Here is a 15,088-nt window from a genome sequence, read left to right as displayed (position 1 = left end):
TTATTCATTGGCTCAAGTACAATATGCCGGCACTGGACGCCGCAAAAACGCTGTTGCTCGTGTACGTTTGGTACCAGGAACAGGAAAAATTACTGTAAATAATAAACCAGTTGAAGAACATATTCCACATGCTGACCTTGGTTTAGTGATTAACCAACCATTCGCAGTGACTGAAACTGCAGGTTCTTACGATGTTTTAGTTAACGTTGTAGGTGGTGGTTATGCTGGGCAAGCAGGCGCAATCCGTCACGGTATTGCACGTGCATTATTACAAGTTGACCCAGATTTCCGTGCTTCATTGAAAGCAGCAGGATTGTTAACACGTGATGCCCGTATGGTAGAACGTAAAAAACCAGGTCTTAAAAAAGCTCGTAAAGCTTCACAATTCTCAAAACGTTAATATGCTGGAGCCGTTGCGAATTGATTCGCTTACGGATACAGTATGGGACGGAGATTTCGGAAGAAATCGAGTACCAATCAATACAACGTTTCAAGCGTTTCTCAATTCATTTTGTGAAGCGCTTTTTTTATGAATTTTGGAAATCCCCACCAAAATCCCCACCGAATCCCCACCTTCAGTTTGCTAATTTTTTCTTGAGATTATTATATGCAAAATCAGCAGGGGTTAACTGTACGACATTTTCGTTATTAACATATATTTTTGTTGTTGCAATATCTGAATGTGTAAGACCTTGGGAAATATCTTCAATGCTCATTCCATGAATTTTGGCAAGGTTTATTATTCTCAGCAGCAGTTTTAGGTTTTGGTTTTGTATCAGCTACTTCAGCAAGTGCAGATCAAGTTGATGGTACATGGGCACCACGTTCAGTAGAGGAAATTAAAGCAGGTGTTTCAGGAGATGTTTATACAATTCAATGGGGTGACTATTTAAGTGGTATCTCAGAAGCAACTGGTATTACAGTAGATGATTTAGCATCTTGGAATAACGTTGTGAATAAAGATTTGATCTATGCTGGTAATCAATTATCAATTAATGGAGCGGTTGTAACAGATTCAAAAGGTAATTCGTTTACACTTTCAGGAGCTTCAGTAGCAGGTGTTCAAGCAAAATCAGTAGAACGTGCACAATCAGCGGCAGTAGCGCAAGCTCAAACCGCGGCTCAATCAACAACAAATACAGGAACATCAACAGCTGGTGTAACTACTGGTTCAACTTCAAACACTAATGGTTCAACTACTAATGGTTCAAATAGTACTAATAATGGTGGAAATGGCGCTGTTGATAATGGTGGTTCAACTGGTGGTAATACCGATAACGGTGGTAACACTGATAATGGTGGTGGAAATGTGACACCTACACCAACTCCAGATCCAACTCCGGACCCTACACCAACACCAGCTCCAGTAGTAGCACAGCCAGTAACAGTTAACTATGTTTCTACAGATGGTACAGTATTAGCACCATCAACAACATTAACTGGAGCGATTGGTGACCAAGTTTATGCAAGTTATATCACAATTGATGGTTATGAAATTGCTGATGGTAAGTATGCACAAACAGCAATTATTTCAGGTCAAGCTCAAACACTTAACTTTTTTTATCAAGCTAAGTCAGTAGATCCTGTTAATCCTGGAGATGGACGAGTAGTAATTGCGGCACCAGCAGACTTACAAGCATATTGTAATGCCAATGGTTTAGTTTTAGGTACATTCTATCAAGGTGAAGATAACGGAGATTTAGGTCAATATACGTTGGCACAAAGAGATGAACGTATTCATACAGCCCAAGAATTACTTTTAACAGAAGGATCACCTTTCTTTGTAGGTAATGGAGAATATTCAGGCTGGGGATCAGCAAGTAACTCATTTGATTTGGATGTAGTATATTTTTATTAAAATAAATCAGTAATGTAATAAAAATAATTAAAGATACTCATTAATTTGAGTATCTTTGTTTTTACTATTATGGGAGGCTAATGATAAATTTTACTGGAACGGAAATAGGAGAAGTACTATACCAGACATTGATTTCGGAAAGGTGGGGAAAAGTGATAGATATTGATGAATGGTTAGAATTAATATTATATCAAGGTGGATATTTATTAATTGGTAATGAAAACATTTTTGCATATGATTTGTATAAAATGCTTTCTGGAATAAAGAAAAACTTATCAGAATTTAATAATACGACTAATGTTTTTGATTTTATCAGTATATTTAGCAATGAAAAGAATAAGGATGCCTTTTTTTATTATTATTTAGATATTTAGTATTTTTATATCCTGTAATTTAATAGAAGTCAGAATTGGATGCTGAATTTTTTTCATAGATATTTGTGATGAAATAAAGTTAAATAATTTAAGATAAGAGAATGCAAGTCAGTTCATTTTAGATATATGAATTTGAATTGTTTATGGTTGCGCTAGTATGATAATTTATTAACCTATTTATCGATGTTATAATCTATAAAATAATATTGATAAAGTTAATTATGTCTGAAGTTAAAATCAATTTTAATGTTGTTGTGGCTTATGATGCAATTAATGAATTTTAAGGGAATTTAAAATAATAATAATCTTTTATCATTAGCTTATAAATAGACTAAAATTATAGAGTATATACTATACAACTTATATATCATTACATTTCAAAGAAAATTAAATTTTTCTGGGTCTATTGGATCGAAATTCTTATTATATGTGTGATGTAGAATGTTTAATAATCTCATCATTTAATTCATCAAGATGAAAATTTAATAAATCTTTTAAAATATTGCAGATATACATTTTTTTCTTATATGAAAAATAATAAGTTAAAAAAAATGGGAATGTTACTAGCAAGAGAGCGAGGATGAAATAAATCTGTTTAGATAAAACACTTAGACTAAAATAGCCGAAAATAAATAATATTATACTTACTATTGTATCCATAAAGGAAAATGGATTCTTATAATTTTTTATCCTAATTAAGGCAAATAGTGTTTCTTGTTTATTTAATCCATGGATGGCTTCCGACAGATATTGATAAACTTTTTTATGATTATTTTTTATTATTTGATTTTTGAGAACAATTGAATTGATTAAATCATTTGGAAATCCGAAATCAATTAATTTTAAATCGTCTATCTGATTAAGTATTCTATTAAATTTTCTTATTTCTTTTGTAATTATTGTGTATTCAACTAAAAGTAATACAAATGTTGAAAATATTATTGCTACTAAGTATACGATTTCAAAAATAATATTTGAAGTGTATTGTTTTAACAATGGTACTAAATATATGCAAGGATAAAATAGCATTAATATAAATGAATAACGTAATAATGTATCATCTTCTAAATCTTTTTTCATCTTTTTTAAGAGTTTCTTCAATGTATTCACCCTAACTATAAATTTTTCTTATTAGACCTCTTTTTTTACAGGATGCGTAAAATCTAAAGTAAATAAGATCAAATAAAACTAAAAAAGAGGTCAAATATGGACAAAAACACAGACCTCTTTAAATATTAAATTTTATAAATTCACCACGTCAATACGACACCGCAAATCTAAGTAATCTGCTTAATGAGTAAGTTACTTATTAATTTCATGAAGAATATTTTTTTATAATTATAAGAAGATTAAGGATTACCCAATTCATTATATAATAACTTATAATGATTAAACGAATAAAAAATTAAATGGATTATTTTAAATATCACTGTTGTTATGTATTTTTTGCAATTTACGTAGTCTAATAAGTTCTTCATATTCTGATTTAGTAATAATTATAGGTTCATCTTTCTTTAGTAAGTCAAAATTTTTCTTGTTACTAGGCAAACTTGCCGCTTTATATTTTCTTAGTTCAAAAAGTTCTTTCCTTAAAGCATCCATACCGTCTTTGGAAACCATTTCCATGTTTTCATCATTTTCAACTTCTTTAGTGATACTTGCTTCACCAAAATCGTAAAATACTCTCTCATCAAGAGGTGTATGTATTGCTCTTAAATAAGATTTATTTATTTTAATGATTATCTCATACAATTCTTCCCAATTTGAATATATCTCTAGAATATTTTTATGTAATTCATTGCCATTTTTCAATTCTTCTGAATTTTCATTTATTAACTCATCCCATGTTTCGGAAAAACTAGGTAATGACAAAAGATATTGGACTGAATCGTTTAACTCTTTTTCTTCATTACGCATATCATTCCAATTTAAAAGCAGATCATCCAAATCTTCTTGATCAATTAATTTTCCATCAAATTGCTGATTTAATTGAGTCAAATATTTATAAACATCATTAAACATTTTAGACATTAGTTAATCGTCCTCCCATTTATTTTTTTTGATTTAATTTCATTAATAGTTCCGTCTAAATTTCTAACTTCTTTTGCATGTCCTCTTTTATTGAAAATCTCAAGGTGATCTTTATGAAGACCATCCAAATAAATTTGATCTTTCTTTTTCAAGCCATATTTTGGCATATCTTTTTCAACTTTGTAAACAGTTTGCCCATCAACTCGCTTAGTTGTTTTTGAAAGGTTATCTTTAATCTCCGAACCAAATTCTGTGTCGAAAAACTCATCCATATTATTTACTGACTTAGAAGAGCTTGAAACTCGATCATCATAATTCTTAGCAAAGCTATAATTCAATCCAGAGTTTGATTGTTCAATACTGCTAACACCACTGATTGAGGAGGCTGCACCTACTGTTGCAACCGTTGCGCCGAGTGCGCCAATACCATAAGCAATCATACTTTCTGAAGTTAAAAGACCAGCTACACCCGCTGGTGCTAATGTCCCACCAGAACCAACGGTTACTGTTCCAGAAAGTAAACCAAGCCCACCGCCACCAAGAAGTGCAGCTAAACCAAAAATAAGTTTTCCGCTATTGTCTTTAACCTTCTCCCAGTGCTCTGCATTGGCCTCTTGATTGGCAATTTTTGTCAGCTTCTCATCATATTTACCGTTCTTTAGAACAATCAGACCGTCACCACTACCAAAATTAGCCTTGCCAATTAATAAGAGATTGCCTTCATCATCAAATAATAAACCTTCATTGATTTCTTGAATTGTCTTACCCCATTGTTCTTTAGGGACATTCTTCAAGATTTTTTTCAGCTCTTTTTGATAATACTTTTCTGCTGCTTTAGGAAGCCCTAAAAGCGCTATGTTTTGTTCTATAATATCATCATCGGTTTTTTTATCCGTAAACCAACTTTTATCTGTACCTTTAGGTAATGAATAAGTGCCATCACTATTAACCGTTGTATTATTTAAAACAGTAACACCTTGCATCGCAATTTTAAAGTTATTTAAGCTGTCACTAAATAAACCACTGACTGCACTTGAAAATTCATAAAGCTTATCCAGCTTCTTTTGTAATTTGTCAATATCATCCTGCAAATCGTCAGAAATACCATTTAATCGATTTTGAGTATCGAATAAAGCATCTGCTAGCTTAGCAATCGGGTTAGAGAGTGTTTGTAAATGAATTGAACGACTGGCAGCATCTACTGCCGCCTTTGAAGCCTTTTTTATTGCAATTTGTTGCTTCAAGTTAGTCTCATCCAACAATGATTCCGTTGAAACAGTGTCGTTAGCAGCGCTATATTTGGATAAATCAGCTTTGACATCGTCAGTTGCCTCGGTGACCCGAGTAATTGTTGGTATAATTAATTCTTGAAATAAACCTTTTCCAGCAGTATAAGCAGCACCTGATAAGGTATTGCCATCGATTGCAGCAGTCAGCTGTTGAGAACCTGATTTCAACGACTCAATCGTTGAATTCGCTGTATTAATGTTAGTGGTCAGTGCTGAAATTAATTCTGAAGATTCACCACTTGCATATTTTAATCCCAAGTTGGTCAGCCCTTTCTTAAAAATTTCCATGTTATTTTAACATTTTATAATTAGACTATCACAGCATTTTTTTAAAGACAAGTAGAAGTCCAAAATAACAAAAACCATCATCATCTCTGACGGTGGTAGGAGTTTAGAAAAAAATTAATTATTATTTACTAATAATCTAATATTAAACGTAATTATGGGAATTAATATGCCATATTGTTTCATATGGTTAGTTTTATGTGATTCTAAAATCTCCTTATATATGTTTTAAATTATTTCTGTAAGAACATATAAAGCATATGCTATACCTAGACTTAATGCTATGTTAGATAGTATAATTTTCAAAATTTGGTTAGTATTAGAATATAATATACCTGGAAACAAACTAATGTTATTTTCGCAAGCAATGATTTTATATCATTAATATTCTCTAAATAAATTAAAGATATGAGGAGTAATGAACAAATACCAAACCTCCAAAAAATGACACTTATATTTTGGGAATTATCTATAATATTTGAATTTGTTATTAATATCATAAATTCTTTTGCTTTGGGATGGATATACATGCATTCTGCTACTGTGTGCAAATTACCCAGAGACTTTGAAATAAGTTTCGCTTTTATTTTTTGAAAATCTTAGTTATAATTTTTATTTTTGTAACTTTTGTGGTTTGTCTTAAAGTAAAGTCTCCTTTTCTAAGTGGTTCTAATATAAATATTGCTGGTTCTCCTAAGGATAATTTTAAAATTTTATATATTTTAATTTTTTCTTTATCTTTTCTCAGAGAACCTATTCTTCCTAAAGATAATCTTTCAAGCCATTTCCCTTTAGGTGTATATAGGACTACATATTTTGAACCAGAATGTGTAGTAATGCAATATATTTTTTCCATTGTTCACACCAACCTCATAAAAATAATATGAAACTATGTTTTCTCTAGTTATTATATTTAATGTTAATTATTAAAATAATGAAGTAATCTTTAATTAGAATCATATCGGTTTCTTGAGTTGGAATGTAGATGGATCAATTTTTTTTGATACATTTTTTAAGTGTTTAATATATTACTATATACATGGATGATTAAACTTATTATCTATAAATTTTCACACAAAATAGAAAATTATTATATTGTAGAAAATGGCACTGAATCTCATCCAAATAAAGGTTTTCTTAATTCTGCTTTCCGGTAGAGGAGTATGATTACAGACATATTTTGTATTTTTGAAGAGAACATGAATATATTGATTACTCAATAATAATTTGAAATAACTTTTAAAACTTAAGGCAAATTGTTAATATTATCTAAATATTCGATTTAAGCTATTAATTTTACATTTTTTATCAATGTATAGCAAATTAGACCAGTTGCACAAAAAAGCTCTTAAAACGAAATATATGGAATATTTGTTCATATGTTTTTATAAATTATGATATTATATCCGAATTGCTTGGAATGAAGTTTTAAAATATTTGACAGATGTGCTTAATTATTTAGTGATATCGGATTCGATATAAACGGAATAAATACTTAGTTAAATAGATTATTTCCTTATTTTTAATTAGTATATTAGCAATTGCTTTTTTATTCGTATTTGATAATATATAATGAATTTTCATTGGTATCAAAGTCCTTCAAATTTATCGATTATTAATACGAAAGCTGATAAATGACTTAACAGCTTTAACGTAAACAAACTACATATGCCAATACTCCAAAATTCAGTTAAAGCTTTAATTGCCCAGACTTTTGTTTCAACGTCTGCATAAGTCCATTGTGTCCTCATCGTTCGATTGTGCTTTGCTTCATTGTTCATAGCTAACTTAGCAAGAATTACATTATCGCCAATACCAACCGTCACATAGAATCCAAATTGCTTATAAATATCAATCTGTATTCGTTTTGCTAATAGCTCTCTTTTTTGATACCTAGTTAGGTGTTTATCAGGAAAGAAGTAGTTGATAGATGCTGTCACATCAAGTATTGTTTCATCAATTGAATAAGGGTGCAAATCAATTGGTGCAGTATAGTTTTTAAAGATTGTATTTATTTTCATATTTTCGTTAACATAATATCGAATTCTTGGAGGCACACGATAGAAATTAAGTGCTTCATCATAAACAGGTAACTTCTCTTTTCTAGCTTCAGCAATTAGTAATTTTTTATTGAATGATTTAGATATTGGTAAATCTCGACCACGCATGACATTGGTCACACCAAAATCTTTTTTAGCAGCAGGAGAAGCAGCAAGTACCAAACCACCTCAACTTGTATTTTCGGCGTGTGATAAAATGACCATACATGTTTTAAGCGGATCTAAGCCACGAGCAACACATTCACAGCTGGCATAAAATGATTTAACATCAATCATAAAAATATCTTGAACTTTCTCTTTTGAATAATCAAAATTAGCCATAGTAGAAGTAGCACCCCCAATAAACATTTTCCCTGTTTCAATATTATTGAAATGAAGATGATTTAAGTATAATCATGAAAAAAATAAATTCAATAAAAAAACACAAATAAATTGTGCTTTTTTTAAGTATTTAATTTTAAATGAAAAACACTTTTTATCTAAATTTTATCAATCGGTATAAAATCAGTTTATTTTTTGATTAATTGGACTGGTAGTGACTAAAATCCTTTTTATATAATACAACGAAAATTATTAGTCACTCAATCCTCAACTGTTGGATACTTTTCCTTAATAAAATGATTAATTTCTTTTTTATTTCCTACCTCTAAAAGACTTTTTAAAATTTTGTTATCTTCTTGATTTAACTTATAATCTAGACTACCTGAAGCAGCTCCTCTATGTTGTTCAATGTTTATAAAATAATTATCTTTCTCAATTTCCTTCATAAGTGTATAACTATAAGCAACATTATAGATGACTTTAATCTCAAATTTATATCCATTAACTTTTACCCAACGTTGATAAAAGTTAAATAAATGTGGTTTAGGAGTTATATATTCAAGATCTTGCGCATCTTCTAAGGTCGATAAATAATCCAAAAAATATTTTTTTCCTTCTTCGTAAGTCATTTCATCTGATAGCGATTTATACCATAATAAGTTATTATGGTTCTGCGCTGGAAAAATTTCAAGAAAACATTCTAAATCATTAAGTGCATAATAAATAAAACTATTAGTAGATTTTCCTGCATAAAAATTTAAAATATTTTTTATTTTTTCTGCACAAGTGCTCCGAGGATAGTCGTGCTGCAATACATCAAGTATTCCCTTTATTCTTAGCTCATCATATTCAGTTTTATACATCAAATCTTCTCCTTTTAAACTCAATACTTTTGTTTATTACAAACATACTTAATGCTAAAATTTCTTATAAATAATTTGGAATATAAGTAATTTATTATCATGATTAGTTAAATACTTTTTGGAAAAATCAAGAGCTGATTCTAAATCATCAAACTCACTTTTGTCACCTAAATAAATAAATCCAGAGGCATCTATAAAATATTCTAAATTTTTATTCATTTCAAAAGGATGATAATTAGTTATAGTCGGTTACTCATGTTTTTATATCTCTCGCATATTTTTATTTAAATTTCGAAATAAAATAAATTATAATATTTCATGGTCTAATATAAGTAAATCCTGTCTTAGTAATTTCGAAGTTTTTTTGTAATATACTAAATAAATCTTTTCCATTCTTTTTTAACTGATTACGATATATATAGATTACAATTTTTTCTTTTTGAAGATTTTGAATTATTTTTTCGCTTTCATTAAAGTTATTCAATATGCCACGAGAATATCTATAAGGCTTATTTTTTCGAATGAGTTGTTTTACAGAAAATATTTTCTTATAATGCTGAAAAGCATATTGATTTGTAGTTGTTATGCCAATTATATAATAATCAGTGAAGCTATTAGGAACTATTTTCCAGTCCTCAAAAACTGTTTTTATTTCTGACCAAGGAATAGAAACACTCTTTTTTAAAAAATTTCTTTTTACTCCTTCTGGAGTGATTTGAATGAGAGGTTTTCCTTTCATTAGTAAATTTAAAAGGAATTTTCCATAAAAATTCTGTACTTGAATTTCCTTTGATTCTCCCATATATCTGTTTTCCATTTCAATTATGTAATTATGAAAAAAATTATTTTATTTCAATTGTATTATACCAAAGTGGAACACTATTATAAAAATGGACATATCTTTAAGCCAATTTAGTATAAAAACATTTGTCAATTTTAGGTCTACTTAAAATTTAATTTATAAAAAGTAATTAAAGATGAAGTAGTAGCTGCTTCAAAACCAAAAACCAAAAATAAAAATCAAGATGCAAATATAAAACTTTCATATCAAACTAAAAGTGAGATTGATATATTAACTAAATTTATTGACAATAAATTTGCATATGAAACGATTGAAACAATGTTAGATTATTATGTAGAAAATGCTTTAGACGCAGATAAAAGAAGAGCATTTAAAACTTTGACATCACTTTAAAAAAAGCTATATATGATAATATAGAAATTATCATATATAGCTTTTTTATTTTTTTTTAAGAATTATTATATATTTTGTCGCCTAAATAAAGTAACATGAGCAGCTGCAGCTGATAAAATTTGGCGACAATAATAACAAAAAATTTTGATTGGTATAGGTGATATTGACTGTTTTTGACCTAAAAAGTAGTAGTAGTGAGTAAAAATCCTGATATAACAGCTTTTCATCTTTCGGAAAAATTGAAATTTTTTGGAAAAAATAAAAAAGCTACTGATTTAAAAGTAGCTTACTCTTATTTTTTATTATTTAGAATGTTAAGATATTTTGTCGCCTATAATTTAGTGAATTGATCTGCTACAGTTGACAAAATTTGGCGACAAGCTAAAAGTTTTGTTGTTTAGTATAACGTATATGGGGACCACTTAACTTCCCTTTATTGTAAAAAAACAGCCAATTTTTTAAACCTATCTCTAATCAATACCAATTGTTCGTTATAATATTTTAAAGAATTCTTACGCATATTGATTTATGTGTAAAATAAAATAGTTAGTAAATCCCAATACATATGAAATATTATTGGAACTAATAGGTTTTTACTTTTAATAAAGGTTAAGCTAAATATAATACTTAAAATAAGTATTTGTAAAAATTGACCTGAAATTATTACTTCTAGCAATACTCCTTTATAAAAATAGATAGGAAAATGAATTGCTAAAAACAGAAAGGCATTAATTACGATAGCTAGTACAGGTGACATTTTAGTTAGAAAAGAATTCAACAGCCAACCCCGAAAAACCATTTCTTCAGTAATCCCAACAAGCAAGAATGAGCCAATTAAATTATGTGGTTGGAAAGTATCCTTTATCGACAAATTACCATATTGAACCCACGATCCTACTACTAAAAAAATCGTGAAAAAAATAAATAGAGGTAAATAATTCGTCCATTTTATTTTATTCGTAAACATATTATCTAAAGAAATGTAAACATTATTATTATTTTTTTTGAGTAAATAAATACAAGGAATAAACCAAATTAAGATTTTGAAAATTGAGCGAATAATTTCTCCTAGTGGTTCATTAAAGTTTATAGCTATTATTGGTTTTATAAACAGTTCATATAAAGTCCAAATAAAAAAAAATAAAACAATATATATGATCAGATAAAGATTCGTTTTTTTTGTCATATTCATTCCACCTTTTGTAAGTTAGATTAACTATACATTAATCTTGTTTTACTTTCATTATTTTTTCTATATAATAATTATGAATTTATCCTATAAAGGAAATATCAAAAAAGTGTAGTATTTAATTTAGACCTCATGAAAGTAGAGAAAATTCTCAGAAAAATTGGAACTTTTTGAAAAGTTTAAAAAATTAAAAAAGTTGGAAACTAAATAAACAGATACCGTAAGTGAAAGCTTATGGTATCTGTTTAGCTAATATGTCGTTTAAAAATATCTTTTTTTACGAAGATTCCTGTGAGAAAATATGAAACCAACTAATCCAAGTAAAAAAATTCCAAAAAGACTAAATAATGTTATTTGTTCACCAGTTTTGGGTAACAATTCATTTGATTGGGTTTTATTTGAATTAGAATGATTAACTGATTGAGTTATTGACTCTGATGTGACCGGTGTCCATGCAGCATACAATGTTGTATCTGCTGTAATAGGCGTTTCAAAATCCCATGGTGTTTTTAGAGCCGAGTCAGCATACCATCCATTAAAGTTGTAACCAGACCTGGTTGGCTCAGTTGGTAGGCTTGCTACCGAACCATCAGAAACTACTTGATTTGAAACAGCTGTTCCACCATTACTATTAAATGTTACCGTGTGATTCACGACAGGTACGGTATTTTTTGTCCATGCAGCATACAATGTTGTATCTGCTGTAATAGGCGTTTCAAAATTCCATGGCGTTGTTAGAGCCGAGTCAGCATACCATCCATTAAATTTGTAACCAGACTTGGTTGTTTCACTTGGTTGTGAAATAAGTCCACCATTACTAATTATTTGTGCTTCTACGATAGAACCACCATTTGTATTAAATGTTGCAACAATATCATCCACTTCATTAATATTTGTATAGAAAGTCCAGTGAGTTGGATTGTTTTCATCATCTTTTCCAGCAGTGTAAATACTTTTTGCTTCACCTGCAGGGATTGTTAAAATATTTGTGTTGGGATCATATCCTGTTTGTGTATTTTGTTCAAAAACAGATATCAATGTTGGAGAAATTACAGTTTTTAAATCAACTGATTTACTACCATCGGGATTGATTGCATAAAATCCAGCTAAGTCAATTACAATATTTCCAGTGTGCTCTTTCATCAGATCACATCCAATATACGTGGTCATCCCAGCTGAAATATATACAGTTTCTTGATTTGTGGAATGATAGGCTATATTTAAATTGGGACAATTTCTAAGGTCTAATGTTTTTAAATTAGGATTATTTTCATAATAAATTTTTTCAATACTCAAAAAACTTTTTAGATTTAAACTAGTGAGTTGATTGTTAGAACAATTAAAGTTAGTTAGAATAGGTAAATTACTTAGATTTAAACTAGTGAGTTGATTGTTAGAACAATCAAAGTTAGTTAGAATAGGTAAATTACTTAGATTTAAACTAGTTAAACTATTATTATTTGCCCACAAGTTACTAAAATTAGGTAAATTACTTAGATCTAAACTAGTCAGATTATTAAAATTAACTCGCAAGTCACTCAAACTAGTTAAATTACTTAGATCTAAACTAGTAAGCTGATTGCTAGTACAAAATAATTCAGCTAACTTAGGGAAGTTATTTAAATTTAAACTGGTAAGCTGATTGTTAGAACAATTCAAAGTAGTTAAATTAGGTAAGTTACTTAGATTTAAACTAGATAAATTATTAGTATAAGCTTGCAAGCTACTCAAACTAGGTAAGTTACTTAGATTTAAACTGGTTAAACTATTCCACGAACACTTCAAACTAGTTAAATTAGTTAAATTGCTTAAATTTAAACTAGAGAGTTGATTGTTAGAACAATTAAAAGTGGTTAAATTAGTAAAATATTGAATCCCAGTTAAATTTGATATTCCCTTATAGCTTAAATCTAAAGCTGTTGTTTGATTAATTTCATTTGTCGATAATACACCATCGGAATTGGCGTCAATATAAATGTTAACATATCTCCTGAAATTATCATCTGGGAAATTCATCACATCAATTGTAATTTCTCCTGCATAAGTTGTGATTCCAATGGTTGTATCAGCATTCTCAGAGTTTTTAATTTCTGATTCCGAATTTTCAAAAAAATTCTCTTCGCTAATTTCAGTATCACTTTTTAATTCTTCTTTACCCAATTCTGAAGGTAAAGAAGTTATTTCATCATCAAATTGGGGAATTCCAGAATTATCATCATTATCAGTTCCTTCTGATCCGTTGTTTGAACCAGATTCCGCATAAGAAAAAATGGATTCATTTTGTGTTTCTGCAAGAGCTGGTAGTATCGGTTGTAATACTAAAAAACTCAGTAATAAATAAATATTTTTTTTCATAAGTAATCTCCTTTTTTATATACTCTTTTCTATTTTATCATAAAAATATAAATTTACGTTCAAAATATAAAAATTCAGAACGCTATTAGAAAAGAAAATATATCTTTAAAGAATTTTATTGTAAAAAAATTCGTAAGTTTTAGGTGTACTTAAAATTTATTTTATAAAATGCTATAATAACTGTGATTTAGAAAGTAAATTTTAAATGTAAATTAATTGTTTTTTTCAAAAGGAGCAGTAGTTGGCAAAAATTGGATATATTCGAGTATCGACTGTAGATCAGAATTTAAATCGACAAGTATCGATGATGAAAGATGAAAATATTGATAAACTCTTTCAAGAAAAAGCTAGTGGCAAAAATACTGAACGTATTGAATTCAAAAATTTATTAGATTATGTACGAGAAGGTGACACAGTAGTAGTACCTGCCTTAGATCGTTTAGGTAGAAATTATGAAGATATAAAAAATACAGTAGCGTATTTTAAAATGAAACAGGTCAATATAAAAATACTAGATGCTCAATTTTTAAATTTCAATACTGGTAATGAATTATTAGATACAGCAATGTTTGATATGTTTCTTTCATTATTAAGTTATATTGCCCAAAATGAACGTGAGAAAATCAAAGAAAGACAAAGGCAAGGTATCGAGTTAGCAAAAATCGCAGGTCATTATAAAGGAAGACCTACTGAGTATTCCGCAATATCAAATAATCCACAAAAACGATTAGTATATGAAGCAGTAGTAGCTATGCTTAATAAAGGCTTATCAGTTGCAGAAATTGCAAAAAAGAACAATATATCAAGACCTACCGTTTATAAAATTAAAAAGCTATCTCAAAGAGATAGCTAAAGGAATTGTCTCCTATATTATAATCAGGTACAAGTTGTCCGCTATAATATAGTAAAAGATTTTTATACGTATCGATTTATGTGTAAAATAGTTAGTAAATCCCAATACAAAGGAATGAACCAAATTAATATTTTGAAAATTGAGCGAATAATTCCTCCTAGCGGTTCATTAAAGTCTGTAGCTATTATTGGTTTTATAAATAGTTCATATAAAGTCCAAATAAAAAAATAAAACAATATACATGGGAACTGACACTATAATTAGATACAATTAAAAAAGAGCACCTCAAATTTAGTAAAATAAATTTGGAGGTGTTTTTCTAATGGCAAAACATAATTATTATCCGGAGACATTAAAAATTCAGATCGTTGAGAGATTATTAGCAGGAGAATCGGCTTCATCCCTTCGGGAAGAA

The 15,088-nt window shown here is 28.9% G+C and carries 14 protein-coding genes; 4 read left to right on the top strand and 10 right to left on the bottom strand.

The features are described from left to right. Positions 1-7 precede the first annotated feature (7 nt). From rpsI to HOY35_RS06370, 3 genes are all read left to right on the top strand, one after another. Positions 8-400 carry a 30S ribosomal protein S9 gene (gene rpsI, locus HOY35_RS06380; RefSeq protein ID WP_172211828.1) on the top strand — a complete coding sequence of 131 codons (393 nt, stop codon included), beginning with the start codon at positions 8-10 and terminating at the stop codon, positions 398-400. Positions 401-838: 438 nt separating this feature from the next. After that, on the top strand, positions 839-1,858 hold the full coding sequence (locus HOY35_RS06375; protein ID WP_349627496.1) for a LysM peptidoglycan-binding domain-containing protein: 1,020 nt from the start codon (positions 839-841) through the stop codon (positions 1,856-1,858). A 152-nt stretch (positions 1,859-2,010) separates the two neighbouring features. Beyond that, the gene (locus HOY35_RS06370; protein WP_213173261.1) at positions 2,011-2,232 is read left to right on the top strand and encodes a hypothetical protein; all 222 of its coding nucleotides are present in this window, start codon (positions 2,011-2,013) and stop codon (positions 2,230-2,232) included. A gap of 423 nt (positions 2,233-2,655) precedes the next feature. Here HOY35_RS06370 and HOY35_RS06365 read toward each other — a convergent pair whose 3' ends face one another. From HOY35_RS06365 to HOY35_RS06325, 10 genes are all read right to left on the bottom strand, one after another. Further along, positions 2,656-3,333 carry a hypothetical protein gene (locus HOY35_RS06365; protein WP_172211834.1) on the bottom strand — a complete coding sequence of 226 codons (678 nt, stop codon included), beginning with the start codon at positions 3,331-3,333 and terminating at the stop codon, positions 2,656-2,658. 318 nt (positions 3,334-3,651) lie between these two features. Further along, the gene (locus HOY35_RS06360; protein ID WP_172211836.1) at positions 3,652-4,263 is read right to left on the bottom strand and encodes a hypothetical protein; all 612 of its coding nucleotides are present in this window, start codon (positions 4,261-4,263) and stop codon (positions 3,652-3,654) included. Next, the gene (locus HOY35_RS06355) at positions 4,263-5,810 is read right to left on the bottom strand and encodes a T7SS effector LXG polymorphic toxin (RefSeq protein ID WP_213173260.1); all 1,548 of its coding nucleotides are present in this window, start codon (positions 5,808-5,810) and stop codon (positions 4,263-4,265) included. The genes HOY35_RS06360 and HOY35_RS06355 overlap by 1 nt, the downstream gene beginning before the upstream one ends. 610 nt (positions 5,811-6,420) lie before the next feature. Further along, positions 6,421-6,693, bottom strand: a complete 273-nt coding sequence (locus HOY35_RS06350; RefSeq protein ID WP_172211840.1) for a hypothetical protein — start codon at positions 6,691-6,693, stop codon at positions 6,421-6,423. A 733-nt stretch (positions 6,694-7,426) separates the two neighbouring features. After that, entirely contained in the window at positions 7,427-8,059 is a 633-nt protein-coding gene (locus HOY35_RS06345; RefSeq protein WP_249641502.1) for a hypothetical protein, read from the bottom strand. 6 nt (positions 8,060-8,065) lie between these two features. Then, on the bottom strand, positions 8,066-8,218 hold the full coding sequence (locus HOY35_RS13480; protein WP_249666050.1) for a hypothetical protein: 153 nt from the start codon (positions 8,216-8,218) through the stop codon (positions 8,066-8,068). 260 nt (positions 8,219-8,478) lie between these two features. After that, positions 8,479-9,081 carry a hypothetical protein gene (locus tag HOY35_RS06340; protein WP_172211842.1) on the bottom strand — a complete coding sequence of 201 codons (603 nt, stop codon included), beginning with the start codon at positions 9,079-9,081 and terminating at the stop codon, positions 8,479-8,481. 316 nt (positions 9,082-9,397) lie between these two features. Then, positions 9,398-9,883, bottom strand: coding sequence for a hypothetical protein (locus HOY35_RS06335; protein WP_172211844.1), 486 nt, complete (start codon positions 9,881-9,883; stop codon positions 9,398-9,400). Positions 9,884-10,802: 919 nt separating this feature from the next. After that, on the bottom strand, positions 10,803-11,462 hold the full coding sequence (locus HOY35_RS06330; RefSeq protein WP_172211846.1) for a CPBP family intramembrane glutamic endopeptidase: 660 nt from the start codon (positions 11,460-11,462) through the stop codon (positions 10,803-10,805). A gap of 264 nt (positions 11,463-11,726) precedes the next feature. Continuing rightward, positions 11,727-13,820 (bottom strand): InlB B-repeat-containing protein, encoded by a 2,094-nt coding sequence (locus tag HOY35_RS06325; protein WP_172211848.1) that lies wholly within the window; start codon positions 13,818-13,820, stop codon positions 11,727-11,729. 241 nt (positions 13,821-14,061) lie between these two features. Here HOY35_RS06325 and HOY35_RS06320 point away from each other — a divergent pair, with 241 nt between their 5' ends. Further along, positions 14,062-14,673, top strand: coding sequence for a recombinase family protein (locus HOY35_RS06320; RefSeq protein ID WP_172211850.1), 612 nt, complete (start codon positions 14,062-14,064; stop codon positions 14,671-14,673). Positions 14,674-15,088 lie beyond the last annotated feature (415 nt).

It is taken from the genome of Enterococcus sp. MMGLQ5-1 (assembly GCF_013155265.1).
GTDB lineage: Bacteria > Bacillota > Bacilli > Lactobacillales > Streptococcaceae > MMGLQ5-1.
This window is presented reverse-complemented; position numbering and strand designations above follow the sequence as displayed.

Bases quoted from the DNA above. Each gene is read 5' to 3' on its own strand.
- HOY35_RS06360 (WP_172211836.1), bottom strand. From the start codon at position 4,263: ATGTCTAAAATGTTTAATGATGTTTATAAATATTTGACTCAATTAAAT.
- HOY35_RS06350 (WP_172211840.1), bottom strand. From the start codon at position 6,693: ATGGAAAAAATATATTGCATTACTACACATTCTGGTTCAAAATATGTA.
- HOY35_RS13480 (WP_249666050.1), bottom strand. From the start codon at position 8,218: ATGGCTAATTTTGATTATTCAAAAGAGAAAGTTCAAGATATTTTTATG.
- HOY35_RS06340 (WP_172211842.1), bottom strand. From the start codon at position 9,081: ATGTATAAAACTGAATATGATGAGCTAAGAATAAAGGGAATACTTGAT.
- HOY35_RS06335 (WP_172211844.1), bottom strand. From the start codon at position 9,883: ATGGGAGAATCAAAGGAAATTCAAGTACAGAATTTTTATGGAAAATTC.
- HOY35_RS06330 (WP_172211846.1), bottom strand. From the start codon at position 11,462: ATGACAAAAAAAACGAATCTTTATCTGATCATATATATTGTTTTATTT.
- HOY35_RS06325 (WP_172211848.1), bottom strand. From the start codon at position 13,820: ATGAAAAAAAATATTTATTTATTACTGAGTTTTTTAGTATTACAACCG.